This window comes from Paraglaciecola marina, from assembly GCF_004360155.1.
Classification (GTDB): Bacteria; Pseudomonadota; Gammaproteobacteria; order Enterobacterales; family Alteromonadaceae; genus Paraglaciecola; species Paraglaciecola marina.
On the sequence record NZ_SAIS01000011.1, the window covers coordinates 167,094 to 189,768 of the forward strand.

The 22,675-nt window shown below is 37.7% G+C and carries 22 protein-coding genes and 4 tRNA genes; 3 read left to right on the forward strand and 23 right to left on the reverse strand.

Features of this window, described 5'->3' with window-relative positions:
* Positions 1 to 30 precede the first annotated feature (30 nt).
* The 10 genes from lon to EOK74_RS15870 form a co-directional block, all read right to left on the reverse strand.
* Positions 31 to 2,397, reverse strand: a complete 2,367-nt coding sequence (gene lon, locus EOK74_RS15825) for an endopeptidase La (protein ID WP_133471008.1) — start codon at positions 2,395 to 2,397, stop codon at positions 31 to 33.
* A 260-nt stretch (positions 2,398 to 2,657) separates the two neighbouring features.
* A complete protein-coding gene (locus EOK74_RS15830; protein ID WP_239024136.1) occupies positions 2,658 to 2,828 on the reverse strand; it encodes a DUF2798 domain-containing protein in 171 nt (56 codons plus the stop codon).
* A gap of 94 nt (positions 2,829 to 2,922) precedes the next feature.
* Positions 2,923 to 4,200 carry an ATP-dependent protease ATP-binding subunit ClpX gene (gene clpX, locus EOK74_RS15835; RefSeq protein ID WP_133471009.1) on the reverse strand — a complete coding sequence of 426 codons (1,278 nt, stop codon included), beginning with the start codon at positions 4,198 to 4,200 and terminating at the stop codon, positions 2,923 to 2,925.
* Between the two features lie 95 nt (positions 4,201 to 4,295).
* Positions 4,296 to 4,937 (reverse strand): ATP-dependent Clp endopeptidase proteolytic subunit ClpP, encoded by a 642-nt coding sequence (gene clpP / locus EOK74_RS15840; RefSeq protein ID WP_133471010.1) that lies wholly within the window; start codon positions 4,935 to 4,937, stop codon positions 4,296 to 4,298.
* A gap of 90 nt (positions 4,938 to 5,027) precedes the next feature.
* Positions 5,028 to 6,338 carry a trigger factor gene (tig, locus tag EOK74_RS15845; RefSeq protein WP_133471011.1) on the reverse strand — a complete coding sequence of 437 codons (1,311 nt, stop codon included), beginning with the start codon at positions 6,336 to 6,338 and terminating at the stop codon, positions 5,028 to 5,030.
* A 369-nt stretch (positions 6,339 to 6,707) separates the two neighbouring features.
* A tRNA-Leu gene (locus EOK74_RS15850) sits at positions 6,708 to 6,792 on the reverse strand.
* Between the two features lie 3 nt (positions 6,793 to 6,795).
* Positions 6,796 to 6,871, reverse strand: a tRNA-His gene (locus EOK74_RS15855).
* 62 nt (positions 6,872 to 6,933) lie between these two features.
* Positions 6,934 to 7,010, reverse strand: a tRNA-Arg gene (locus EOK74_RS15860).
* Positions 7,011 to 7,038: 28 nt separating this feature from the next.
* A tRNA-Pro gene (locus EOK74_RS15865) sits at positions 7,039 to 7,115 on the reverse strand.
* A 160-nt stretch (positions 7,116 to 7,275) separates the two neighbouring features.
* Positions 7,276 to 7,536 (reverse strand): DUF5062 family protein, encoded by a 261-nt coding sequence (locus EOK74_RS15870; protein WP_133471012.1) that lies wholly within the window; start codon positions 7,534 to 7,536, stop codon positions 7,276 to 7,278.
* Between the two features lie 163 nt (positions 7,537 to 7,699).
* Here EOK74_RS15870 and folD point away from each other — a divergent pair, with 163 nt between their 5' ends.
* Both folD and EOK74_RS15880 read left to right on the forward strand, forming a co-directional pair.
* On the forward strand, positions 7,700 to 8,554 hold the full coding sequence (gene folD, locus EOK74_RS15875; protein WP_133471013.1) for a bifunctional methylenetetrahydrofolate dehydrogenase/methenyltetrahydrofolate cyclohydrolase FolD: 855 nt from the start codon (positions 7,700 to 7,702) through the stop codon (positions 8,552 to 8,554).
* 7 nt (positions 8,555 to 8,561) lie between these two features.
* A complete protein-coding gene (locus EOK74_RS15880; RefSeq protein WP_133471014.1) occupies positions 8,562 to 9,110 on the forward strand; it encodes a DUF1415 domain-containing protein in 549 nt (182 codons plus the stop codon).
* Between the two features lie 26 nt (positions 9,111 to 9,136).
* Here EOK74_RS15880 and EOK74_RS15885 read toward each other — a convergent pair whose 3' ends face one another.
* Genes EOK74_RS15885 through EOK74_RS15900 form a run of 4 tightly spaced genes read right to left on the reverse strand, consistent with a single transcriptional unit; the run spans position 9,137 to position 13,714 of the window.
* Positions 9,137 to 10,171, reverse strand: coding sequence for a DUF4340 domain-containing protein (locus EOK74_RS15885; RefSeq protein ID WP_133471015.1), 1,035 nt, complete (start codon positions 10,169 to 10,171; stop codon positions 9,137 to 9,139).
* Positions 10,168 to 12,054: a GldG family protein gene (locus EOK74_RS15890; RefSeq protein WP_133471016.1), complete on the reverse strand. Its 1,887-nt coding sequence runs from the start codon at positions 12,052 to 12,054 to the stop codon at positions 10,168 to 10,170. Before EOK74_RS15890 ends, EOK74_RS15885 begins: the two co-directional genes overlap by 4 nt.
* A 2-nt stretch (positions 12,055 to 12,056) precedes the next feature.
* Positions 12,057 to 12,791, reverse strand: coding sequence for an ABC transporter permease (locus tag EOK74_RS15895; protein WP_133471017.1), 735 nt, complete (start codon positions 12,789 to 12,791; stop codon positions 12,057 to 12,059).
* Positions 12,791 to 13,714: an ABC transporter ATP-binding protein gene (locus EOK74_RS15900; protein WP_133471018.1), complete on the reverse strand. Its 924-nt coding sequence runs from the start codon at positions 13,712 to 13,714 to the stop codon at positions 12,791 to 12,793. The genes EOK74_RS15895 and EOK74_RS15900 overlap by 1 nt, the downstream gene beginning before the upstream one ends.
* 257 nt (positions 13,715 to 13,971) lie before the next feature.
* On the opposite strand from EOK74_RS15900, the gene EOK74_RS15905 reads away from it, so the two are divergent.
* Positions 13,972 to 14,586, forward strand: coding sequence for an AhpA/YtjB family protein (locus tag EOK74_RS15905; RefSeq protein WP_133471019.1), 615 nt, complete (start codon positions 13,972 to 13,974; stop codon positions 14,584 to 14,586).
* Positions 14,587 to 14,612: 26 nt separating this feature from the next.
* On the opposite strand, the gene EOK74_RS15910 is transcribed toward EOK74_RS15905, so the two are convergent.
* The 9 genes from EOK74_RS15910 to EOK74_RS15950 all read right to left on the reverse strand — a co-directional run bounded on the left by EOK74_RS15910 (position 14,613) and on the right by EOK74_RS15950 (position 22,662).
* Positions 14,613 to 15,380: a TatD family hydrolase gene (locus EOK74_RS15910; protein WP_133471020.1), complete on the reverse strand. Its 768-nt coding sequence runs from the start codon at positions 15,378 to 15,380 to the stop codon at positions 14,613 to 14,615.
* Positions 15,381 to 15,398: 18 nt separating this feature from the next.
* Positions 15,399 to 16,040, reverse strand: coding sequence for a pyridoxamine 5'-phosphate oxidase (pdxH, locus tag EOK74_RS15915; RefSeq protein WP_133471021.1), 642 nt, complete (start codon positions 16,038 to 16,040; stop codon positions 15,399 to 15,401).
* A gap of 11 nt (positions 16,041 to 16,051) precedes the next feature.
* On the reverse strand, positions 16,052 to 16,981 hold the full coding sequence (era, locus tag EOK74_RS15920; RefSeq protein WP_133471022.1) for a GTPase Era: 930 nt from the start codon (positions 16,979 to 16,981) through the stop codon (positions 16,052 to 16,054).
* The gene (rnc, locus tag EOK74_RS15925; protein ID WP_133471023.1) at positions 16,974 to 17,657 is read right to left on the reverse strand and encodes a ribonuclease III; all 684 of its coding nucleotides are present in this window, start codon (positions 17,655 to 17,657) and stop codon (positions 16,974 to 16,976) included. Before rnc ends, era begins: the two co-directional genes overlap by 8 nt.
* Complete coding sequence (gene lepB / locus EOK74_RS15930) at positions 17,658 to 18,542, reverse strand: signal peptidase I (protein WP_133471024.1); 885 nt, start codon at positions 18,540 to 18,542, stop codon at positions 17,658 to 17,660.
* On the reverse strand, positions 18,543 to 20,339 hold the full coding sequence (gene lepA, locus EOK74_RS15935; protein WP_133471025.1) for a translation elongation factor 4: 1,797 nt from the start codon (positions 20,337 to 20,339) through the stop codon (positions 18,543 to 18,545).
* A gap of 201 nt (positions 20,340 to 20,540) precedes the next feature.
* A complete protein-coding gene (locus EOK74_RS15940; RefSeq protein WP_133471026.1) occupies positions 20,541 to 21,029 on the reverse strand; it encodes a SoxR reducing system RseC family protein in 489 nt (162 codons plus the stop codon).
* The gene (locus EOK74_RS15945; protein ID WP_239024137.1) at positions 21,030 to 22,004 is read right to left on the reverse strand and encodes a MucB/RseB C-terminal domain-containing protein; all 975 of its coding nucleotides are present in this window, start codon (positions 22,002 to 22,004) and stop codon (positions 21,030 to 21,032) included.
* 31 nt (positions 22,005 to 22,035) lie between these two features.
* Positions 22,036 to 22,662: a sigma-E factor negative regulatory protein gene (locus tag EOK74_RS15950; protein WP_133471027.1), complete on the reverse strand. Its 627-nt coding sequence runs from the start codon at positions 22,660 to 22,662 to the stop codon at positions 22,036 to 22,038.
* Between the last annotated feature and the right edge of the window lie 13 nt (positions 22,663 to 22,675).

Here is a 22,675-nt window from a genome sequence, read left to right on the forward strand (position 1 = left end):
AAAAATAATTAAAAAAAATGCCCTTTATGCTCACTTTTTAACCTTTTCGGTTTTAATAGCTACAAACCGTTCAGGCTCTTCTACTAAAGCCAAGCTCAAAACTTCATCAATCCATTGCACAGCATGAATACTTAAATCTTGTTTTACGTTCTGCGGAATGTCTTCTAGATCTCTTTCATTATCTTTTGGAATGATAACAGTCTTAATTCCACCACGATGAGCAGCCAATAATTTTTCTTTTAAGCCACCTATAGGCAATACTTCACCCCTTAGCGTAATTTCACCCGTCATGGCCACTTCACAATTCACAGGGTTCCCTGTCAAAGCAGAGATTAACGCAGTACACATTCCAATTCCGGCACTTGGACCATCTTTTGGTGTAGCACCTTCAGGTACGTGCACATGAATATCTCGCTTTTCATGGAAATCATCATTAATACGAAGTTTTTTCGCACGACTGCGTACTACAGTTAATGCCGTTTGAATCGACTCTTGCATCACATCACCCAAAGAGCCTGTAAAGGTGGTTTTGCCTTTGCCCACAACAGAAGTGGCTTCAATTGTTAATAACTCCCCACCAACTTGAGTCCAAGCTAGGCCTGTAACCTGCCCTATCTGGTTTTCTTTGTCTGCTTTACCGTAATCAAAACGTTGTACGCCTAGAAACTCTTTTAAGTTATCTTGGTTAACTACAACTTGCTTTAAAGACTTATCTAGTAATATATTTTTAACTGCTTTACGACAAATTTTAGACAATTCACGCTCTAGACTTCGCACACCAGCTTCCCGAGTATAGTGACGAATTATACCAATAATAGCACTTTCTTCGATTACCAACTCACCACTTTTCAAGCCGTTACGAGAAATTTGTTTGTTCATTAAGTGTTGAGTAGCAATGTTCAACTTTTCATCTTCGGTATACCCAGATAAACGAATCACTTCCATACGATCCAATAGTGGACCTGGAATATCCATACTGTTTGAGGTGGCAACGAACATTACGTCAGATAGGTCGTAATCAACCTCTAAGTAATGGTCACTAAAACCTGAGTTTTGTTCTGGGTCTAATACCTCTAGTAAAGCAGATGACGGATCGCCACGCATATCCGAAGACATTTTATCAATTTCATCCAACAAGAACAGTGGGTTTTTAACTCCAACCTTCGCCATTTTCTGGATCATTTTCCCTGGCATTGAACCAATATACGTTCGGCGATGACCGCGTATCTCAGCTTCGTCTCGTACACCACCTAGTGCCATACGAACATACTTTCTCCCAGTTGCTTTAGCTATAGATTGGCCTAATGAAGTCTTACCTACACCGGGAGGCCCCACTAGACACAATATAGGACCTTTTAATTTTTTAACCCTCTGCTGAACCGCTAAATATTCAATAATACGTTCTTTTACTTTATCTAAACCATAATGGTCTGCATTGAGAACTTCGTCAGCAAGAGCTAAGTTTCTCTTTACAGCACTTCGTTTTACCCAAGGAACATTAGTAAGCCAGTCAATATAACTTCTGACAACCGACGCTTCTGCAGACATAGGTGACATCATTTTTAATTTGTTTAACTCAGCGGTAGCTTTTTTCTTTGCCTCTTCAGGCATGTTTGCATCATCAATTTTTTTACTTAGGGCTTCAAACTCGTCTGGTGCATCGTCTAATTCACCTAATTCCTTTTGAATAGCTTTCATTTGCTCATTCAAATAATATTCGCGCTGACTCTTTTCCATTTGCTTCTTAACGCGAGTTCGAATTTTTCGTTCAACTTGTAATAAATCAATTTCACTTTCCATCAGTGCCATTAAATACTCTAAACGTTCTGTAACGCTTAGCATTTCTAACACTTTCTGCTTTTCAGCTAACTTAAGAGGCATATGGGCAGCCATGGTATCAGCCAAGCGCGCAGCATCTTCAATACCACTTAAAGAGGTTAAGACCTCAGGCGGTATTTTTTTGTTTAATTTAACGTAACCTTCAAATTGAGAGATTGCAGAACGGATTAGAACCTCTTGTTCTGACTCATTTATCTCTTCGTCTACCGAACTTGAAATATCAGCTACAAAAAAATCATCAGAACTCACAAAGGTATCTATTGCCCCCCTTTGGTTACCTTCAACTAAGACTTTGACTGTTCCATCGGGTAATTTTAATAATTGCAAGATAGTGGCTATGGTACCCACCGTAAAAATATCATCTTGCCCTGGCTCATCTACGCCAGCATCTTTTTGAGCGACTAAAAATATTTGCTTGTCTTTATCCATTGCGGCTTCTAAACAACGAATTGATTTTTCTCTACCTACAAATAGAGGTATCACCATATGTGGATAAACTACTACATCTCGCAATGCCAATACTGGCATTTCGATGTTATTTTCACGCTCTTTTGTCATACTGAGTCTCTAAATCAATGAATAAATGGGAGGTATATCCCAGTGCTATCGAATATATATGGGGCTGGGAGATGAAAGTTCAAATAAAAAATCGAACAAATAGTGTTAATTTACTCTCTAGGTATCTTCAACCCTTTACGAACAAGGTATAGCGAGCATAAGAGTTATGAATAAAAGCGGAAACAAAAAAATGACCAAGACTTTGGCTTATTATTAAACAGCTTAAAAGCCAAAACTAAATTACTAATATTAAATGTATTCTATTGAGTGTGACTATGCTCATCATGCAATACAAAATCAACAAGCCTACGAACTAAGAGAGATACTACTACTATGGTTGAGAATGCAACTATAAAAGCCCAAGCCTTTACCCATATTGTAATTATACTCGTAACCAAGCCTACATTAAAAACTCTGATAACAAATGACATAAGACATAAAAAACGCAAAAACTATTTTATGATGCTTTCGTGAAATCATTATAAATACCTAGAATAGAAAAAGGCTCTTTCGAGCCTTAAAAAACTATTCCGAAGCAGCTTTTTTATCAACGCTACTGTCATATATCAATATGGGCTTAGTTTCTCCTCTAATAACAGTTTCGTCAATTACCACCTTACTAACATCGTTCATAGACGGAAGGTCATACATAGTATCTAACAGCACTGCCTCAACAATTGAGCGTAAACCCCTTGCCCCAGTTTTACGTTGCATGGCCTTCTTAGCAATAGCTTGTAGTGCATCATCTCTGAATTCTAACTCTGTATCTTCCATACCGAACAACGCAGAGTATTGTTTAGTAATGGCATTTTTAGGCTCTTTCAGAATTTGAATTAATGCGTCTTCACTCAACTCTTCTAAGCTAGTAAGTACAGGTAAACGACCAATAAATTCAGGAATCAAACCGTATTTAACTAAATCTTCTGGCTCTACCTTTTTGAACAATTCGCCTTCACTTGACTTGTTACTGGTATCTTTTATATCAGAACCAAAACCTATACCAGTCCCAGTATGCGCTCTTTGTTCAATAACTTTATCAAGACCAGCAAAGGCACCACCACATATAAACAAAATTTTAGAAGTGTCGACTTGTAAAAACTCTTGCTGCGGATGCTTTCTGCCACCTTGAGGAGGTACAGAAGCAACTGTGCCTTCAATCAACTTCAACAAAGCTTGTTGAACACCTTCACCCGAGACATCACGAGTAATAGACGGGTTGTCTGACTTTCGAGAAATTTTGTCAATCTCATCGATGTAAACAATTCCGCGCTGCGCCTTTTCAACATCGTAATCACATTTTTGTAATAACTTTTGGATAATGTTTTCTACATCTTCACCAACATAACCGGCTTCAGTCAAAGTAGTGGCATCGGCCATAGTAAAAGGTACATCAAGAAGTCTTGCTAAGGTCTCAGCTAACAAAGTTTTACCACTACCTGTAGGCCCGATAAGCAAAATATTACTTTTACCTAACTCAACACCTTCATGTACATCGCCATTTCTAAGGCGTTTATAGTGATTATAAACTGCGACAGCTAAAACTTTTTTGGCGTGTTCTTGGCCTATTACATAATCATCTAGGTGATGATGTATTTCCTTAGGCGTTGGCAACTCATCTTGTTTTTTCTTAGGTGAAATTTCTTTAATTTCTTCTCTAATTATGTCGTTACACAAATCAACACATTCGTCACAAATAAACACAGACGGTCCAGCAATTAATTTGCGAACTTCATGTTGGCTTTTGCCACAAAACGAACAATATAAAAGTTTATTGTCGCCATCGTTGTTTTTGCTATCACTCATTTACAATCTTTTCCTATATCAAACGACTCATCAAACTGAAGCCATATATCTATAGATATAGTGGCTAGTATCTGATTTTTCAAAGAGTCACTTTATTAAACATCACTTTTAGTTTCAGTTTGAGCATCTGAGCGACTAGCCAATACTTGGTCAATCAATCCATACTCCATAGCTTCATCTGCACTTAAAAAGTTGTCTCTATCAGTATCTCTAGCCACAGCTTCATAATCTTTACCTGTATGCTTAGCCATTAGACGATTCATTTTTTCTTTGATAGAAAGTATTTCTTTGGCATGAATTTCAAAATCAGAAGCCTGACCTTGGAAGCCACCTAAAGGTTGGTGAATCATCACTCGTGAATTTGGTAAACAATAACGCTTACCTTTTTCACCTGCAGATAATAAAAAAGCCCCCATACTTGCCGCCTGACCAATACAAACAGTACTGACATTGGGTTTAATAAAGTTCATAGTATCGTAGATAGCCATACCAGCAGTTACAGAGCCACCTGGCGAATTAATATATAGAAAGATGTCTTTCTCTGGATTTTCAGCTTCTAAAAATAACATTTGAGCAACGATTAAATTAGCCATGTGGTCTTCTACTTGGCCAACTAAAAAGATTACATTCTCTTTTAATAAACGAGAATAAATGTCATAAGAGCGTTCGCCTTTGGCAGTTTGTTCTACCACCATAGGAACTAGCGCGTTTGTTGGATCAAAAGGTGTATTCATCATAAATTAGTATTCTTCACAAATAAAAATGCTCGGTAGTTACCGAGCATTTAAGCAGTTGCAGACTAGTTAAGTCAATTAACAAAAGGCAAATTACGCCTGTTTGTTCATGATATCGTCAAAAGATTTCTTAACTTCTTTTACTTTAGCTTGTTCAAGCAGCAATTCAACAGCTTGCTCTTCCATTGCAACATTGTTCATTTGTTGCATTAGCTCATCATTAGTTTTGTAATACTCGATCACTTCTTGAGGATCTTCGTATGCAGATGCAGCTGTTTCTATTAAAGCGTCAACCTTTGCAGAATCTACTTTAATGCTGTTAGTTTTAATTACTTCACCTAGTAATAAACCAACACTTACGCGTTTACGAGCATTCTCTTCAAACAAGTCAGCTGGTAACTCAGGCATGTTATCAACCTTGCCACCTTGCTGTTGGCTAAAGCGTTGCTTGGCTTGCTCACGCAAAGCATCAATCTCTTGGTCAACTAAGGCTTTAGGCAAATCAATTTGATTCTTTTCTAATAGACCAGCAATAACTTGCTCTTTAACAGATGCTTTTAAGGTTTGATCTAATTCACGTTGCATATTCTTACGAACTTCGTCATTCAAAGCATCAATATTGCCGTCTTCAATACCAAATAATTTAGCAAACTCTTCATCAACCTTGGGTAAATTCAAAGCTTCAACTTTTTTGATATTTACAGTGAATTGAGCATCTTTACCTTTAAGCTTTTCCGCATGGTAATCTTCAGGGAAAGTCACATCAACAATAACTTCCTCACCTGTTTTATGACCTACAATTGGTTTTTCAAAACCAGGTATCATGCGGTCTTTACCCATTTCTAGAGAGAAATCTTCAGCTTTTCCGCCCTCAAACTCTTCGCCATCGATTGTACCAACAAAATCAAGAGTCACTTTATCGTCTTTCTTAATCTTGCGTTTAACTTCTTTATAACTCGCATGTTGCTTACGTAACGTGTCCATCATGTTACTTAAGTCTTTTTCACTAATTTCAACAGCCGGCTTTTCAACTTCGATTTTTTCAATGTCTTTTACTTCTACTTCTGGGTAAACTTCAAAAGCAGCAACATATTCTAAGTCTTTACCATCTTCGTCAGTTTTCATTTCAAAGGTAGGCATACCAGCTGGAGTAATCTTTTCTTTAGTAATAGCTTCATAGAAATTACGCTGCATTACTTCACCGGCGATCTCTTGACGTACAGCCTGTCCGTAACGCTTTTTGATAACAGTAACGGGAACTTTACCAGGACGGAAACCATTGATTCTCTGAGTTTTAGCTAATTGCTGTAAACGAGACTTAACAGCAGAGTCAATTGAATCTGCAGGAACGGTAATAGTAAGACGGCGTTCTAAACCTTGAGTCGTCTCAACGGAAACTTGCATTCTGATACCTCAATTAGGCGCATTTAATTTGCGCTCACAAAAAATTATTAATGGGATTTTATCGGCACAACTAATTAAATAGTTGCGAGTGCGATCATCACGCCCGAATGACCAAAATTAGTAAAACTTAATCCAACTAATAAACGGACACCCGATAAAAAGACGCAGTAGTATAGCGATAGGCTGAACCCAAGTCGAGCCTAAAAGAACTAAAATAAAAAATTGCCTATTTTGAATAGTAATGAATAGCCAGACAACCACAGTATTTAATAATAAATGTGCGATTTGAGGAAATAAAGTACGAAATCATGAAGTGAAAACTGTTCTACAAATAAGAAATTTTATCAGACTTGAATAATAAAACTTAAATGGTGCGGAAGGAGAGACTCGAACTCTCACGCCGTGAAGCACTGGAACCTAAATCCAGCGTGTCTACCAATTCCACCACTCCCGCGAGTGGGGTGAACGATGGGGCTCGAACCCACGACAACCGGAATCACAATCCGGGGCTCTACCAACTGAGCTACGCTCACCACAGAAAACACTGCAGCTAACATTAAATCGCCTAACCATTCTCACCCTATTCGGAGTCGCATGGCGCGCCCGACAGGATTCGAACCTGTGACCCACGGCTTAGAAGGCCGTTGCTCTATCCAGCTGAGCTACGGGCGCTCGACGAATCAAACTAACTTTAGAGAAATGGTCGGTGAGACAGGATTCGAACCTGCGACCCCTTGGACCCAAACCAAGTGCGCTACCAAGCTGCGCTACTCACCGACTAAACCCGAAACGTTTTCTCTATCTCGTTTCGAGGAGGCGCATATTACAGCTGCCCCACCACCTCGTCAAACTTTTTTTCACTCTTTATTTTTAAGTGCTCACTTTTAGGACAATGTGATTATTTTTTGAAATATTCGCGCTTTAAATCAACGATTATCTATTTAAGTAATGAGTGATCTTTAGGGAGTTTATTTCGAAGCCATATGGCTAACTTATGTTTCATGCTTAATAAATCTTCACCATCAGCCGGTAAAGGTGTGATTAATTTGTCATTTACCAACAACCTATAGATACATTCTACTTTTTGTTTAGATGAGTCTGTGGCAGAAAACGTTTTAAATCCTCTATTTTTTGCATATGCCTCACCTACTACTAATGCTTTTTTTAGTAACTGAGCTTCGTTGGGTATTTTTTTCATTATTTAACCTAATCAAAAAGACTGTATTTGACGTTATAACATTAAGTTAATAGATTGGCTTAAGAATTATTGTGAACACAGGTATTTTTATAGCATCACAATTGCGGCCATCACTCTCAATATGTGACAATAGAGGTACTTAATATCTTTGGTTTACTGACTTATGCCCGCACAAAAAATTGATGGAAACTTAATCGCTAAACGTATTAGACAAGATGTAGCTGTACAGGTGGAGGCAATCACTTCCGCAGGTAAACGGGCTCCGGGTCTAGCAGTAGTTTTAGTAGGTAGCGATGCCGCTTCTCACGTTTACGTAAACAACAAACGGAAAGCCTGTGATGAAGTAGGTTTTGTCTCTAAATCATATGATTTACCCGCAAATACTACACAACAAAAGTTATTAGAAATCATAGATCAATTAAATAACGATGAAGAAATAGACGGTATTTTAGTTCAGCTTCCATTACCTGCTGGCTTAGATAAAGAAGCGATATTAGAACGTATTAATCCAAACAAAGATGTTGATGGGTTCCACCCCTATAATATTGGTCGCTTAGCACAAAGAATTCCTGCATTACGCCCGTGTACCCCAAAAGGCATTATGAGTTTGATAGAGTCGACTAAGAGACCTATCAAGGGACTAGACGCTGTTATTGTTGGAGCTTCTAATATCGTTGGCCGACCAATGTTTATGGAGCTACTACTCGCGGGCTGCACAGTTACCAGCTGTCATAAATTTACTCAAGATTTAAAAGCACATGTTGAAAGAGCTGATTTATTAGTAGTGGCAGTAGGTAAAGCAGCATTTATTCCAGGGGACTGGATTAAACCTGGAGCTATAGTTATTGATGTGGGCATTAACCGTAACAGTGACGGTAGTTTAGGTGGAGACGTAGATCACGCAACGGCAATAGACCGAGCGGGCTGGCTTACGCCAGTGCCAGGTGGCGTTGGACCCATGACTGTAGCCAGTTTAATAGAGAACACATTAGAGTCATATGTAAAATACCACTCTTAGTATTACTATGACGATTAACACACAGCAAACACAAATAATCACATCAGTTAAAAAATGGATAAACGATGTGATTATTGACCTTAACTTTTGTCCATTTGCTAAGAAAGAAGTTATTCGAGACACCATTCGCTATTGTGTATCAGATGCTGTTTATGAAAATAAAGCACTAGATACTGTCATAAACGAATTATCTACTCTAGATAATCTAAGCGAGATTCAAACTACTCTCATTATTTTTTCATCTGGCTTTTCTGACTTTGATAGATACCTAGATTTAGTAGATGGAGCGAATGAGTTTATTGAGCGGGGCGGATATCGAGGTTTATACCAAATTGCCACTTTTCATCCAGATTACTGCTTTGATGGTGAAAATAGTAACGATGCAGCGAATTACACTAATAGATCGCCATACCCCATATTACACTTACTAAGAGAAGCCAGCTTAGAGCAGGTTTTAAAGAACTACCCAAACCCAGAAAATATACCAGATAATAATATTACTAAGGCTAGAGAATTAGGAGTTAACTATTTTAAAAAGCAGCTTCAAATAAAGTAACTTACATGCTCTATATCTAATTTTATTTAATCGGGAGACTCTCCCTCATCAATTGAATATTGTGTAATATCAGATTTACTTTCAGTTTGTGAACTTGAATTATCTTTTAAAAAATCCTTCATAGATTTAACTAATTGTTGTGCTGAAAAGTTAGAAATTTGATAAACCCAATGACTCCAATATGGTTCACCATCATAAGTGGAAAAACAAACAAAATTCTGTTCATCTTTTTTTCCTAGAGTTAATTTTAAAGAAACGTTATCTAAAGTATGTACTTCTAGCTCGATTAATACCTCAAGGCTTCTAATTAACTCGTTTTCTTTCTCCAATAAACTTTCGAATCTAAGGTCCACTAAGCCCTTGAATATAGAATTTAAGACTGCTTCATATTTCAATTCAGAACTCTGAGGCATGTTACTAAGCTTTAAACCAGAATTTTGTGTATCTCTAGTAATATTCCAAGACTCATGGTCAACTCTGCTTATAGAAACAATTTCCTCCTCTTTATAAGGCAAGATAGGTTGCTGTAACCATGCAAACTTATCTACTGGCATTTCAATATATTTATCTGCTAGCCAAGTTTGAGTTTCAGATGGTTTACGAACGAAACTGCCCTGACCAGATGTGGCCATTTTACCCACCATTAAACTCTTTGAACTCTTACCTGCATTTAAAGTAATAAGTGATGCAATGCTATCCTCAGCATAAAGTGCTTGTAACCCTAGCTGTGAGAAGTTTTCAGTTTTGCTAGTTTTAGCTTCAAGTAATTTAACTTGAGTTAGGGTTTGTAGTAGCTCCGCCAAATGGTGTTTTGATACTGGATATTTTGGCAAGCCAAGCTTTACCGAGGCCCCCCACACTCCATCTTGAAGCTCTGCGTCTAAAAGCACACCTTGAGCATTTGTGATGGTAATACTTTGTAATTCATCAACTGTTTTTCTAAAGTCTGTAAATACCAGCTCTGATCTTTTATTTACTGTAACAGGCTCTTGAAGTAACCAAGCCCCTCCGCCTAAAGCCATTACAACAAAGAAGACTAAAATTAAAAATGACCTATTCATAGTAATGCCGCTTCCTTACCTTGATAAACCTTTGTTCGTGATTTTGTCTTAAACAAAACACGAAGCACTGTCAGTAAAAATATAAGTACTATTGGAGATAGAACGATATTAATGAATTTAAGCCAGTTACCTAAGTTTTCGATATCATTATCTAATTGATGTCTCACATTTCGTAACGATTTACGAATAGTTATTTTCTTTTCCATAAATTCATCAATCGCTAATTGTTGCTCAGGAGTAATGACTAAATTAGCCAGGTCGCTTTGCTGGCTCTGCAGTTGCATTAATTGCTGCTCAGTTTCAGCTAACTGAGCTTCTAATAGTTGCTCTTGTTCTCTAAACTTTTGTTCAGCAATAACGGTAAGCTCATCCACTTTATTAAATGGTCGAGCGAACGTACCTCTACTGCGCACACTAATTAAAGCATCACTGCCACCTAAGTTCTCGACAGCATTAATTATAAAATCACCATTATTAGCAAATGGTGTAAAGATTGTTTGCCCAAAAAAGTTTGACTGTTGTACCCAAAAGCGATCACTCAATAAATCGGAATCACCAACCAGAATTAGGTTTAAATTTTTTGTTGAGGTAACTATTTCACTTTCAGTGATGTCTAGATTAATTGTTGAGGGTAATGTATCAAACATACTATTAGCCTTGCCTGAAATCCTTGCAGCTAAAACATAATCTTGATTTTGACTTTGATAGACTTTAGATAAATCATCAGGGTTCTGAGTACTTGCATATTCGTCAACAGGCATTAGGTCAGAGTTTTCACTAGATTGAATTAACGGTAATAAATTCAACTGGCTGTTATCAGCTAAACTAATTACACCAAAAGATGCACCGTTGAGAACATCGAGATTTGAGGTGACTACATCTCCGTTTTCTAACTGTTCATTTGATAAACCAATAAATCCAAAGTGCCTCGCGATCTCACCATCAGGTGTTCTAATATCTAATCCAGCCATAGCGTCTAACAAAACATTTTGACTATCAAACTTAACCCCCCAAGCTGTTAGCAGTGCAGTTAAATTCGAACTGTTTTTAGTAGAATTAGAACCGGCCATAATCGCGAGTTGATCTGATTCATTATGAGGGTCAACAAACGCCAGTATTTTTCCCCCTTGCATCGCAAATTGGTCAATGGAAAATAACAAACTTTCACTGTATTTCTGGGGGTGTAGCAATATTAAAACATCTGTTTTTTTAGGTATACTGGCAGATTTATTGTCTAGTACTTTTACTTCGAAGAGCTGTTGTAATTGAGTGTAAAAAGTCCAAGCTGGATCAAACTGCCCTGTCATAGGATTTTGTCCACCAGTAATAGGCAAATCAGTGATCAAAGTCACATTAACCGGTTCAGGGTCGGTTAACTGATAGATTAGTTTACTAATTTCATACTCTAAAAAACTTTCTTTTTGTGGGTCAAAAAAAGCAATTACTTGTTGTTCGTCTACGGAATTAGTTGCCGCAAGGCCCATGTATATTGATTCACCAGCAGCTCCAATTGTGGCCGCAGTTAACCCAAATTGGTCGGCCTTATCTTCTTGTTCAGAAAATGCCTCTGGGTCTAATACCTGTAACTTCAATTTACCCTGAGCTAAAGTTTCGTATTCAGTGAGTAGACTCTCAACACGATTTGCATAGTTGCGCAGACTAATCATATTTTTTGAAGCTTTATCAGAAAAGAAAAAATACAGATTAATAGGTTCCTCTATTTCTCTAATAACTTTTTTACTTCCTTCTGATAATGAATAAACTTGGTTTTCCGTGAGGTCTAGCCGATAAGGTGAAAGTAGCTTGTTATTAATAAAAACTAAAGCAAAAAACAGAATAACAAGTAGAAGTTGGCTTACGTAAAACGTCAATTTATTTTGCATGATTAATCAGCCTTCTTTTGTTCAATTAGTAGCATTCCTGCGTATAACCAAATGAATGTTACCAATAGAAAATAGACAATGTCAGCAAGTGCGATCACTCCTTTTGCCATGGCTTCAAAATGCGATAGAAAGCTAAAAGAAGCGATAACATCAATGACCGCTATAGGAGCCCAGGATTTAAATGCATCTAAAACGATATTGGTTCCACTTACTACAAAAACAAAGCACACTACCACAGCTAAAATAAAAGCAATCACCTGGTTTTTAGTTAACGCAGACATACATAAACCAATGGCTAAAAAGCCCCCAGCCATAAACCAACTGCCAATATAAGCGGCCAATATAATGCCATTATCGGGTTCACCAAGATAATTTACAGTTAACCACAATGGAAAGGTTAACAATAAAGACAATCCCAATACCGCCCATGCAGCTAAATATTTTGCAATCATAGCTTGGGAGATACTGATAGGTAATGTCATTAACAATTCTATGGTGCCTGTTTTACGTTCTTCGGACCAACTTCGCATCGCGATGGCTGGAACTAAGAACAAATACAACCAAGGGTGAAAATTAAAAAAAGGTAATAGGTCAGCCTGCCCTCTTTCATAAAAACCGCCAACAAAAAATGTAAAAACAGCAGAAAGAACAAGAAATATACCAATAAAAACATAAGCCACTGGAGAGGCAAAGAAGCTTGAGAATTCTCGCTTAAACAAAATACCTACATTGCTCATCAAACGTTTACCTCTTGTGTTATATCTCGGAAAACTTGGTCAAGGCGCCCTTGCTCTACAAACAAGCTATCAACTGGTAGCCTGCAATGTTGGGCATGTGTCGTGACTGAATGTAAAATTTGAGCACCAGGGAGAGGAAAAACCGTAACACATCTATTTTCTAGGTCTTCTTCCATTGATGCCACGCCTTCTAATTCAGCTAGCTCAGAAGCATCCGCTGGATAACTAAACTGTAAGGTCACTGCTCCGTAATACTTTGATCTTTGGTTTAATGCTTCAGGAGTATCATCAAACAATAACTTACCCTTTGAAATGATCATGACTCTATTACAGACTGCTGAAACTTCTTCGAGGATATGGGTAGAAATAATTACAATCTTATCTTTCGAAAGATTTTTAATAAGTTGACGAACTTGATGCTTTTGGTTTGGATCTAATCCATCAGTTGGTTCATCTAAAATTAATATCTGAGGGTCATGAATAATAGCTTGCGCTAACCCCACTCTACGCTTGAAGCCTTTCGACAGATTATCAATTGGTTTATTCAAAACCTCATGTAACTCTACTTGATCAATAACCTCTTTTACTCTTTGGGCTTTTGCTAAACCTTTAAGACCTCTGACTTTAGCTATAAAAAGTAGAAATTGATAAGGCGTCATTTCACCGTAAGCAGGTGCACCTTCTGGTAAGTAGCCGATCTTTTGTTTTATTTTTAAAGAACAATGGTTAATTGATAAGTTATCTATAGTTATTTCACCATTGCTGGGAGCTAAAAATCCCGTTAGCATTTTCATGGTTGTTGATTTGCCTGCGCCATTAGGCCCTAAAAAACCAACCACGTCACCAGGTCTAATATCAAAAGACACATCATTTACTACCTGATGACCGCCAAATGACTTAAACAAATTTTTTACAGAAATCATAACCGTCCTAACATGACTAAAGATTATTGCCTTTGATATATGGAGATCTAAAGACTGTTTTCAATACAAATACTACTATTTTACATGGGATAGGGAGACTCCCAATGTAGACAAGTCTTTTTAAAGCCCCTCCATTTAAGTTAAAACAGTTAATATAACTTTCTTAATACTTAATTTTATTGTCTATATGAGACTTATCCGAGTACATTGAGCTTATTTACTTGGCTTGTCACAAGTTTTATCATATTGTTTTAATTATGGAAAATTCAAGTACTGCATTTGCAGTCACACCTCAGAAAAAACCTAGTCCCTATTCAATTTTTAAACGAATAGCGAACTTAATGTTGGTAGTCATTGGTGTACTGACATCTATCAATTTATGGTTAATAAACTCTGAGCAAGCCGCAAATTGGCACTACAAACAAGCAAACCAACTCGGAAATAGCTTGGTGATATTATCTGGCAATATGTTGACTACCGCTATGCTAGAGCAAGACTCAGCGACTATAGTAAAACAACTCGCCTATATTACAGATGACCCTCATGTCTTAGGTGCAACACTTTACGATAGAAAAGGTCGTTTGTTAGCAGACAACAAAAGTGCTTCCTCATTAGTAGCTGCCCATAAAGTTGGAGAACAACCGCCTTTAGTATTTGTTAGAAATATTACCTATGAAAACCAACTAATTGGCTACGTTACTTTATTGCTCAAAAAGAGAGAAGTTATGCGCTTTCATAGTGAGTACCAGAGACAGTTAGACCAGCAATTACAAATGTTAATGTTATTGGCAGCAGTTGGTGGAATTTTAATCGCCAGAGCTTTCTACAAAATTCGGATTAAAAAAATCAATAAACTAAAAGAGCAAGTTTGAATTTATCTCAAAATTAACGGCACTTGTTATACATGGATTAGATGGTTTGCTACGTTTTTAAAACACGCTGCTTGTACTTGTTGTCTAGGCTCATTCCTTAAAGATAAAAGCGCTTCAAAAATTACAGGTATATTAATTGGCGAATTTCTTACTCCTTGATTACCTTTCAGTGGCATATCTGGTGCGTCTGTTTCGAGCACTATACTTGATAATGGCAAAGACTTAATTGCCTCTCTGGTTTTATTAGCTCTAGGATAGGTAATTGTGCCACCTACCCCTAATGCAAACCCTAACTCTATATATGCATTTGCTAACTGTAAACTACCGGAAAATCCATGCACAATCCCCCCGTTATAAAACTTACACTGTTTTAGTATCTGCAAAATTTCGTTATGGGACTTTCTATGGTGCAAAATAATTGGCAACTTAAAACTCATAGCCATTTCAACTTGTGCTTGAAAAACTTTAAGCTGAACTTTCCAGTCAATTGAGATGACTTTATCTAAACCAATTTCCCCTAATGCCACAACGGAACCTATTTTATCTTCTAATAAAAACGCTAATTTATTAAGGTGTGTATCATCATAGGTTCCTAAGAAGTATGGATGGATGCCAAATGCATTTCGTAGCTCAGGAAAGGTTTTAGCCAAATGAATTTGTTGTTCAAAAAGCTCTAAGTGAGTCCCAGGTACAATTATTTTATGTATACCAAGCTGTGAACATTGCTTTAGTACAGCTTCTCTATCTTCATCAAACTGACTAAAATTTATATGGCAATGGCTGTCTATAAACATATATTGTAGTGGTAACCATTACGGCATTAAACGGTTAGTTTCCCATATACCTTGTTGGTTTTTAGTGTACAAAAATCGGTCATGCAATCTATGTTCGCCACCTTGCCAAAATTCAATCTCATGGGGTACAACACGATAGCCCCCCCACAATGAAGGTAGTGGCACGTCACCATTTGCAAATTTAGCCTTAGCCTCATTAAACTTAGCTAATAATACTTGCTTACTACTAATTGGACGACTTTGCGCAGAAGCATAAGCTGCAACTTGACTAGGTTTAGGTCTAGTCAAAAAATACTTAGCCACTTCTGTTTTAGATAATGGTTGCACAGAACCACATACTTTGACTTGGCGCTCTAATAAATGCCATGGAAAATGTAGGGAAATTTTGGGGTTGTCTGCTAAGTCTTGTGCCTTTCTGCTGCCGGTGTTGGTATAGAATACAAAACCCTTTTCAGAAAAATCTTTCAGCAACACAATACGCTGAGATGGTTGTCCTGACTTATCTACGGTAGCGACTGTCATTGCTGTTGGATCTTTTAGATCAGCATCAATCACATTTTGTAGCCAACGTTCAAAAAGCGCAAAAGGTTCAAGGGTTAAGTCTTTAGTATCCAAGCCCGCTTGGGTGTAATCCCTTCGAATATTACTAATTGAACGCATATTGTTTCCTATTAGGTATCCATTCCATAACCTAAGCTACGTAAAGCCCGTTCATCGTCAGCCCAACCTGACTTAACCTTAACCCATAATTCGAGATAAACCTTTGTATCAAAAAGAGCTTCCATATCTTTTCTGGCTTCAGCTCCAATGGTTTTTAAACGCTGCCCACCTTTACCAATAACCATGCTTTTTTGGGTATCTCTTTCGACCAATATCAAGCCATTTATGCGATAAATACCATTATCGGCCAACATAAACTGCTCTATTTCAACGGTAATAGAATAAGGTAATTCATCCCCTGTAAATCTCATTAACTTTTCACGAACGATTTCAGCGGCCATAAAACGACTAGATCGATCAGTGATATAGTCTTCAGGGTAATAAAATTCGCTTTTAGGTAGGGTATCTAAAACTAAATCCCGTAACTCATTGACATTTTTTCCGGTTTTGGCTGATATCGGCATAATATGTTTAAAATCATGTTGCTCTCCCAACCACTTTAAATGGGGCATCATCAAACCTTTATCTTTAACATTGTCTGATTTATTCACGATTAACCAACAGGGAACATTAGCCTGCTGAACTTTGGTTAACACCATTTGGTCGTCATCAGTCCACTTAGTGCCTTCAACTAAAAATAGCACTAAGCCCACATCAGCAATGGAACTAGACGCGGCTCTATTCATAAAACGGTTGATGGCACGTTTTTCTTCAATGTGTAAACCAGGGGTATCTACATATATTGCTTGCCTGTTTTCTTCAGTATCAATCCCCATAATCCTGTGCCGTGTAGTCTGAGGTTTTCTTGATGTAATACTGACTTTTTGGCCTAGCAACTTATTTAATAAGGTCGACTTCCCTACATTAGGCCGACCAACAATAGCTATCATGCCGCAATGGGTGTCTGATACGTGATTTATATCGTTCAACTCTTCAACCATGTGTAAGTTTCTCTAATACTTTTTTAGCGGCTTGCTGTTCTGCTCGCCTGCGGCTGTTACCTCTTCCTAAAACCGTTTGTGTTAAGCCTTCAACTGAACATTCCACATAAAATGTCTGATCGTGAGATTTACCTTTAACATCAGTCACTTCATAAAGAGGTAGCGGTAATTTTTTACCTTGTAGATACTCTTGCAGTCTGGTTTTATCGTCTTTAGAGACTGCATCTGGGTCAAGAGCGTTGATACGAGGGGCAAACCATTCAAGTACCAGTGCTTCGCATAGCTCCATACCCGCTTCTAAATAGATAGCGCCAATAATAGCTTCAACGGCATCTGCTAAAATGGAGTCTCGGCGAAATCCACCACTTTTTAATTCACCTGGACCAAGTAATAATAAATCACCTAACTCGAACTCTCTAGCGACTTCCGCTAAAGTATCTCCCTTAACCAAGCTAGAGCGCATACGAGTTAACTTACCCTCAGGCTGTTTGGGAAAGCGTAAATACAGGGCTTTACCTATTACCATTCCTAAAATAGCATCACCTAAAAATTCTAATCGCTCGTTATGTAATTTATCTGCACTTCTGTGAGTCAACGCCAATGTTAAATTAGCGGGCTCTGCAAAAGTATAATTTAAACGTCTGTATAAAGGTAAATAGGGATCAACTTTAGACATTTAATTAATACTACCTACTCGTTCAAATCTAACCCCCGTTGGGATCCATTTGGGAACCCAACTACTAGGCACTCTATCAAACTCAAAACTAATCCAAATAGCAACGGCTTTTCCAACTAGATTTTCATCAGGAACAAACCCCCAAAAGCGGCCATCTTCACTATTGTCACGATTATCACCCATTACAAAATACTGACCTTCGGGGACGATCCACTCATCAATCTGCGTACCAGGCTGCTGAAAATAACGACTAGCATAATTTGAACGACCAGTTTTACGATAAATTTGATGACTAACATCGCCTAACTGTTCTGTATACTTTTCTAAAGGTGAAAATTGTTGATACGCATCTCCCCTGCTTTCAAAGTTCAAAGCTATTGTTTCCATAGGCGCACAATTTTCAGGCATATCGCAGGCAGGTTTAATCTGTAACTGTTTATTCCTATAAATCACAGTATCACCCGGCAAACCAACAACCCGTTTTATGTAATCTAACCTAGGATTGGGTGGGAATTTAAAAACCACTACATCGCCACGCTCTGGGGAGCCAAGGTCAACAAACTTTTTACGAACAACAGGATCTTTTAATCCATAAGAAAATTTTTCAACCAATATAAAATCCCCCACCAACAGAGTAGGCATCATTGAACCTGAAGGGATTTGAAAGGGTTCATATAAAAATGAACGTAAGACCATTACAAAGGCAATAACAGGAAATATTTGTTGGGCAGTATCCACCAACCATGGTAATTGCACGTCTTGTTCTTTAGATAAAATACCTGAGCGCTCACGTCTTTTAGATGCAAACATTAAACTGTCAATTAACCAAATCAACCCAGAAACTAGGGTCAAAACCACCAAAAAAATTGAAAAATAATTAGCCATTTATTTACCTACCTTTAATAGAGCTAAAAACGCCTCTTGAGGTAGCTCTACATTACCCACTGACTTCATACGTTTTTTACCTTCTTTTTGTTTCTGTAGCAGTTTTTTCTTACGACTAATATCACCGCCGTAACATTTAGCCGTAACATTTTTACGTAATTGCTTAATTGTGCTTCTCGCGACAATTTGATTTCCGATAGCAGCCTGAATAGCAATATCAAACATTTGCCTAGGTATTAACTCTTTGAGCTTCTCTACCAACTCTCTACCTCTGGTAACAGCATTATCTTTATGAGTAATCATAGCTAATGCATCAACCCGCTCTGCATTAATTAATATATCTAAGCGAGACATTTCTGCTGGTTGGAAACGTTTGAAATTATAATCTAAAGAAGCAAAGCCACGACTGGTAGATTTGAGCCTATCAAAAAAGTCCATTACCACTTCAGCCATAGGTAGGTCATAGGTAACAGCCACTTGTTTACCGTGATAGGTCATATTAGTTTGCATGCCACGCTTTTCAACACACAAGGTAATCACATTACCTAAAAACTCTTGTGGCACTAAAATATGAGCTTCAACTATGGGCTCTCGAATTTCTTGTACATCATTAACTGGTGGTAGTTTGGATGGGTTATCTACATAGACAATTTCATCACTAGTGGTAACAACTTCATAAACCACTGTAGGCGCAGTTGTAATCAAATCTAAGTCATATTCACGTTCAAGACGTTCTTGAATGATTTCCATATGCAACATGCCTAAGAAACCTATTCTAAATCCAAATCCTAATGCAGATGAACTTTCAGGCTCAAAAAATAAGGAAGCATCATTCAAACTTAACTTAGCAAGTGCATCTCGGAAGTCTTCGTAATCATCAGAACTGATAGGAAACAAACCAGCGTAAACTTGAGGTTTTACTTTTTTAAAGCCAGGCAATGCCTCTGAAGCGGGCTCGCGAGATAAGGTAATAGTATCCCCTACTGGCGCACCATGAATTTCTTTTATACCAGCCACTATAAACCCTACTTCACCAGCTTTTAATACACCTGTATCAGTGGCCTTTGGGGTAAAAATACCGACTTTATCAGCTTGATGTACGCCTCCAGTAGACATAATTTTGATTTTATCATTTTTATGCAATTCACCTTGCATAATACGTACGAGAGAAACTACACCTTGATAGTTATCAAACCAAGAATCAACAATCAGTGCTTTGAGTGGCGCATCGATTTCTCCCTCAGGTGGCGGAACTTGTCGTACAATAACCTCAAGTACATCTTCAATTCCAATACCTGTTTTAGCTGAGCAACGCACAGCATCAATTGCATCAATACCTACTATATCTTCGATTTCTTCTGCTACTCGATCAGGCTCTGCTTGGGGTAAGTCAATTTTATTAAGGATAGGAACAACTTCCATATCAAGATCTATTGCCGTGTAACAGTTAGCCAAGGTTTGCGCTTCAACACCTTGCCCTGCGTCTACCACTAATAATGCCCCTTCACATGCAGCCAAAGAGCGGGATACTTCATAGGTGAAATCGACATGACCCGGCGTATCAATAAAGTTAAGTTGGTAAGTTTCGCCATTTTTTGCTGTGTAGTTCAAAGTTACACTTTGCGCTTTAATGGTAATACCCCGCTCTCTTTCGATATCCATCGAGTCAAGAACTTGAGCTGCCATTTCTCTCTCTGTAAGCCCTCCACAGTGCTGAATTAAGCGATCTGATAGGGTGGATTTACCATGGTCAATATGGGCGATAATAGAAAAATTACGTATGTGCTTGTGCTGCATAAAGTTTTAGAAATTACCATGTCTCTGAGCTTTCCTAACAATCAACTAAGGTTTACAAAAAGTCTGATAGGAGCAAATGATTAAATAGAGGGCGATTTTACAGTTTTATGCCTCACTTTGCGACATAACAAGAAGATTGTTTATAGCTTTTATGTCAGAAAATGACCGGAATGAACTTAAAGATTAAGAATTAACGAAAGATTAGAGCTGTTTTACATCAATTTTTTCTTGGTCTAACGGTAATACAGAAATAAACTGAGGGTAAAAAACGTCATTTTCATTATTTTTAATGTGCTTTTTCACTAGCTTAAAACTAATAAATGTACATAAAAAAGTAAAGATGATAGTCCATGCTTCGGCCTGAAAACCAAGTATGGGTAAAAGAGACTGCATTAAAACAGCTGACAATAACAGCACACTTAAGGGAATGAGATACACTAATAAAGAGGCTTTAAGTATACTCTCTTCAGGAATACCAATTTTAACTTTTTGCCCTAGGGATACTGTTTCATTGACTTCAAAACGTAATAACTCTTTTTTTCTAACGAAGGCTTTAGCAATGCTTCCAGTACCACAATTAGACTGAGCTTCACAGCTTCCACATGTAGACTTAATTTGTGTTTCGACCAAAACAATTTGTTCATCATTTTTTTGTTTAATTTCGCTAACGACACCAATTTCTTCGATCATTTAATGTACACTTTGTATTGAAGTAGCGATTCTATTAGCTGTTTCAGCAGGAATTTTTCCAATTACAGTTACATTTAAGGTTCCCTGTTGGATTGTTAATAGTGTATCTGACTCCACTTTACCCACTAAATTTTGTATCGGTTCATCTCCCTTAAAATCTTGAAGATAAACAGATACGTCAACTAAACCATCACTCAACATAATATACTCGACAGTTTTTCCAGTACCAGACAAGCGATGCAAATCTCGCTTTACTATTTTCATCCCTAGCGGTAGATATTTAATTTCCCAATCTGAGTTGCTTAAACTCTTAGGCTGATAGCTAATAACTTCGGGTAACATACTGTTTTCGATTTTAGAGAAAAAACCATCAGGCTTATCTGTAACATTTAATCCAGTAACTTGAATCTGCTTAATTAATTCGGATTCTAAACTAAACATATTTAATTTAAGCAATAAACCTGTCTCTTGATCTAACCAAAGGTTTAAGCCATAGCGACTTCTATCTTTACTCAAGACTCTTATTTGCTGGGCTGCTCGTCCTGAAATTCTACTACGACCGATCATGAAAAAATCATACCCGTCTTTTAACTTTTCTGGATGTCGAAAAAAGTCACTGGGTAAAGGGCTATTAATAATTGATGATTCTAAACTGTAAGGAGGCACATTAGGTTCAAAGTAACTCACTTTATTTCCTATACGAACAACTTCACGTCCAGGGCCATTTAATAAGTTAAGCTGTTCTAGTTCAATACCTTCGTCATTAACACCATGAAGCCAAAGGTATGGCTGAGCATCGTTTCCTGGAGTTAACAACACAAGTGACACACTGTAATTCAGTGCCCTCATAGCATGTGACATTTTTGCCAGCCAATTTTCTGCAGTTACTTTTGGAGAGGTTACAGTAGTGGTAGGTGCATCTTTTAAATCACTGGCATCCTCTTGCGCTAAAGCATTATAGGTTGCTGATGACACAAGCAAAGCTACTATAGCTCCGCTGACAAATTTATTCTGGAATATTTTCAACAGTATTAACCTGTTCCTCGATGGTCATATCCTGCACAGAAGGTTCTGTGCTATTAGAGACTTGCTCCGTCGATTTAAAACGCATTTGTTGATTGTGATCTACTATATATGCGTTAACTCTGCGCCTTTGCTCACTTTCATTTGTTTGTGGTAAAGCACGAGTTTGGTCATAGCTAACAGGAGACAAGCCACCTTGCACACCTAAAATAGGAGGAGCAGCATTATAGGGTACATCTGTATCAGCTTGATTAAGTTGCTGAACACCAAGGATCATTGCGACTGCAACTGATGCAGCAACCGCCATTTGACCACCTTGCTTAGCAAAAGGTACCACTTGACCAACAATTGGAATATTTCTCCACGTTTTTTTGGTAGCTATCATTGCAGGCTCTGATTCTATAGCCTTAGCAACCTTATCAGCGATATCAAAATTAAGTTGAACTGGTAGCTCTTGACGTAAACCGTCACGGATTAGATGGTAACTTTTCCATTTTTGCATTAAATCTGCGTCATTTTTGACATCGTCAATCAAATGATTATCTGATGAAGAAGATGATAATTCTTCTCCGTCAACTAGTACTGACAATTTTTCAAACTTTTGCGACATACAATACTATTCC

Excerpts from the sequence above, each read along its gene's own strand:
- lon (WP_133471008.1), bottom strand. The coding sequence starts at position 2,397 with ATGACAAAAGAGCGTGAAAATAACATCGAAATGCCAGTATTGGCATTG.
- EOK74_RS15830 (WP_239024136.1), bottom strand. The coding sequence starts at position 2,828 with ATGTCATTTGTTATCAGAGTTTTTAATGTAGGCTTGGTTACGAGTATA.
- clpX (WP_133471009.1), bottom strand. The coding sequence starts at position 4,200 with ATGAGTGATAGCAAAAACAACGATGGCGACAATAAACTTTTATATTGT.
- clpP (WP_133471010.1), bottom strand. The coding sequence starts at position 4,937 with ATGATGAATACACCTTTTGATCCAACAAACGCGCTAGTTCCTATGGTG.
- tig (WP_133471011.1), bottom strand. The coding sequence starts at position 6,338 with ATGCAAGTTTCCGTTGAGACGACTCAAGGTTTAGAACGCCGTCTTACT.
- EOK74_RS15870 (WP_133471012.1), bottom strand. The coding sequence starts at position 7,536 with ATGAAAAAAATACCCAACGAAGCTCAGTTACTAAAAAAAGCATTAGTA.
- folD (WP_133471013.1), top strand. The coding sequence starts at position 7,700 with ATGCCCGCACAAAAAATTGATGGAAACTTAATCGCTAAACGTATTAGA.
- EOK74_RS15880 (WP_133471014.1), top strand. The coding sequence starts at position 8,562 with ATGACGATTAACACACAGCAAACACAAATAATCACATCAGTTAAAAAA.
- EOK74_RS15885 (WP_133471015.1), bottom strand. The coding sequence starts at position 10,171 with ATGAATAGGTCATTTTTAATTTTAGTCTTCTTTGTTGTAATGGCTTTA.
- EOK74_RS15890 (WP_133471016.1), bottom strand. The coding sequence starts at position 12,054 with ATGCAAAATAAATTGACGTTTTACGTAAGCCAACTTCTACTTGTTATT.
- EOK74_RS15895 (WP_133471017.1), bottom strand. The coding sequence starts at position 12,791 with ATGAGCAATGTAGGTATTTTGTTTAAGCGAGAATTCTCAAGCTTCTTT.
- EOK74_RS15900 (WP_133471018.1), bottom strand. The coding sequence starts at position 13,714 with ATGATTTCTGTAAAAAATTTGTTTAAGTCATTTGGCGGTCATCAGGTA.
- EOK74_RS15905 (WP_133471019.1), top strand. The coding sequence starts at position 13,972 with ATGGAAAATTCAAGTACTGCATTTGCAGTCACACCTCAGAAAAAACCT.
- EOK74_RS15910 (WP_133471020.1), bottom strand. The coding sequence starts at position 15,380 with ATGTTTATAGACAGCCATTGCCATATAAATTTTAGTCAGTTTGATGAA.
- pdxH (WP_133471021.1), bottom strand. The coding sequence starts at position 16,040 with ATGCGTTCAATTAGTAATATTCGAAGGGATTACACCCAAGCGGGCTTG.
- era (WP_133471022.1), bottom strand. The coding sequence starts at position 16,981 with ATGGTTGAAGAGTTGAACGATATAAATCACGTATCAGACACCCATTGC.
- rnc (WP_133471023.1), bottom strand. The coding sequence starts at position 17,657 with ATGTCTAAAGTTGATCCCTATTTACCTTTATACAGACGTTTAAATTAT.
- lepB (WP_133471024.1), bottom strand. The coding sequence starts at position 18,542 with ATGGCTAATTATTTTTCAATTTTTTTGGTGGTTTTGACCCTAGTTTCT.
- lepA (WP_133471025.1), bottom strand. The coding sequence starts at position 20,339 with ATGCAGCACAAGCACATACGTAATTTTTCTATTATCGCCCATATTGAC.
- EOK74_RS15940 (WP_133471026.1), bottom strand. The coding sequence starts at position 21,029 with ATGATCGAAGAAATTGGTGTCGTTAGCGAAATTAAACAAAAAAATGAT.
- EOK74_RS15950 (WP_133471027.1), bottom strand. The coding sequence starts at position 22,662 with ATGTCGCAAAAGTTTGAAAAATTGTCAGTACTAGTTGACGGAGAAGAA.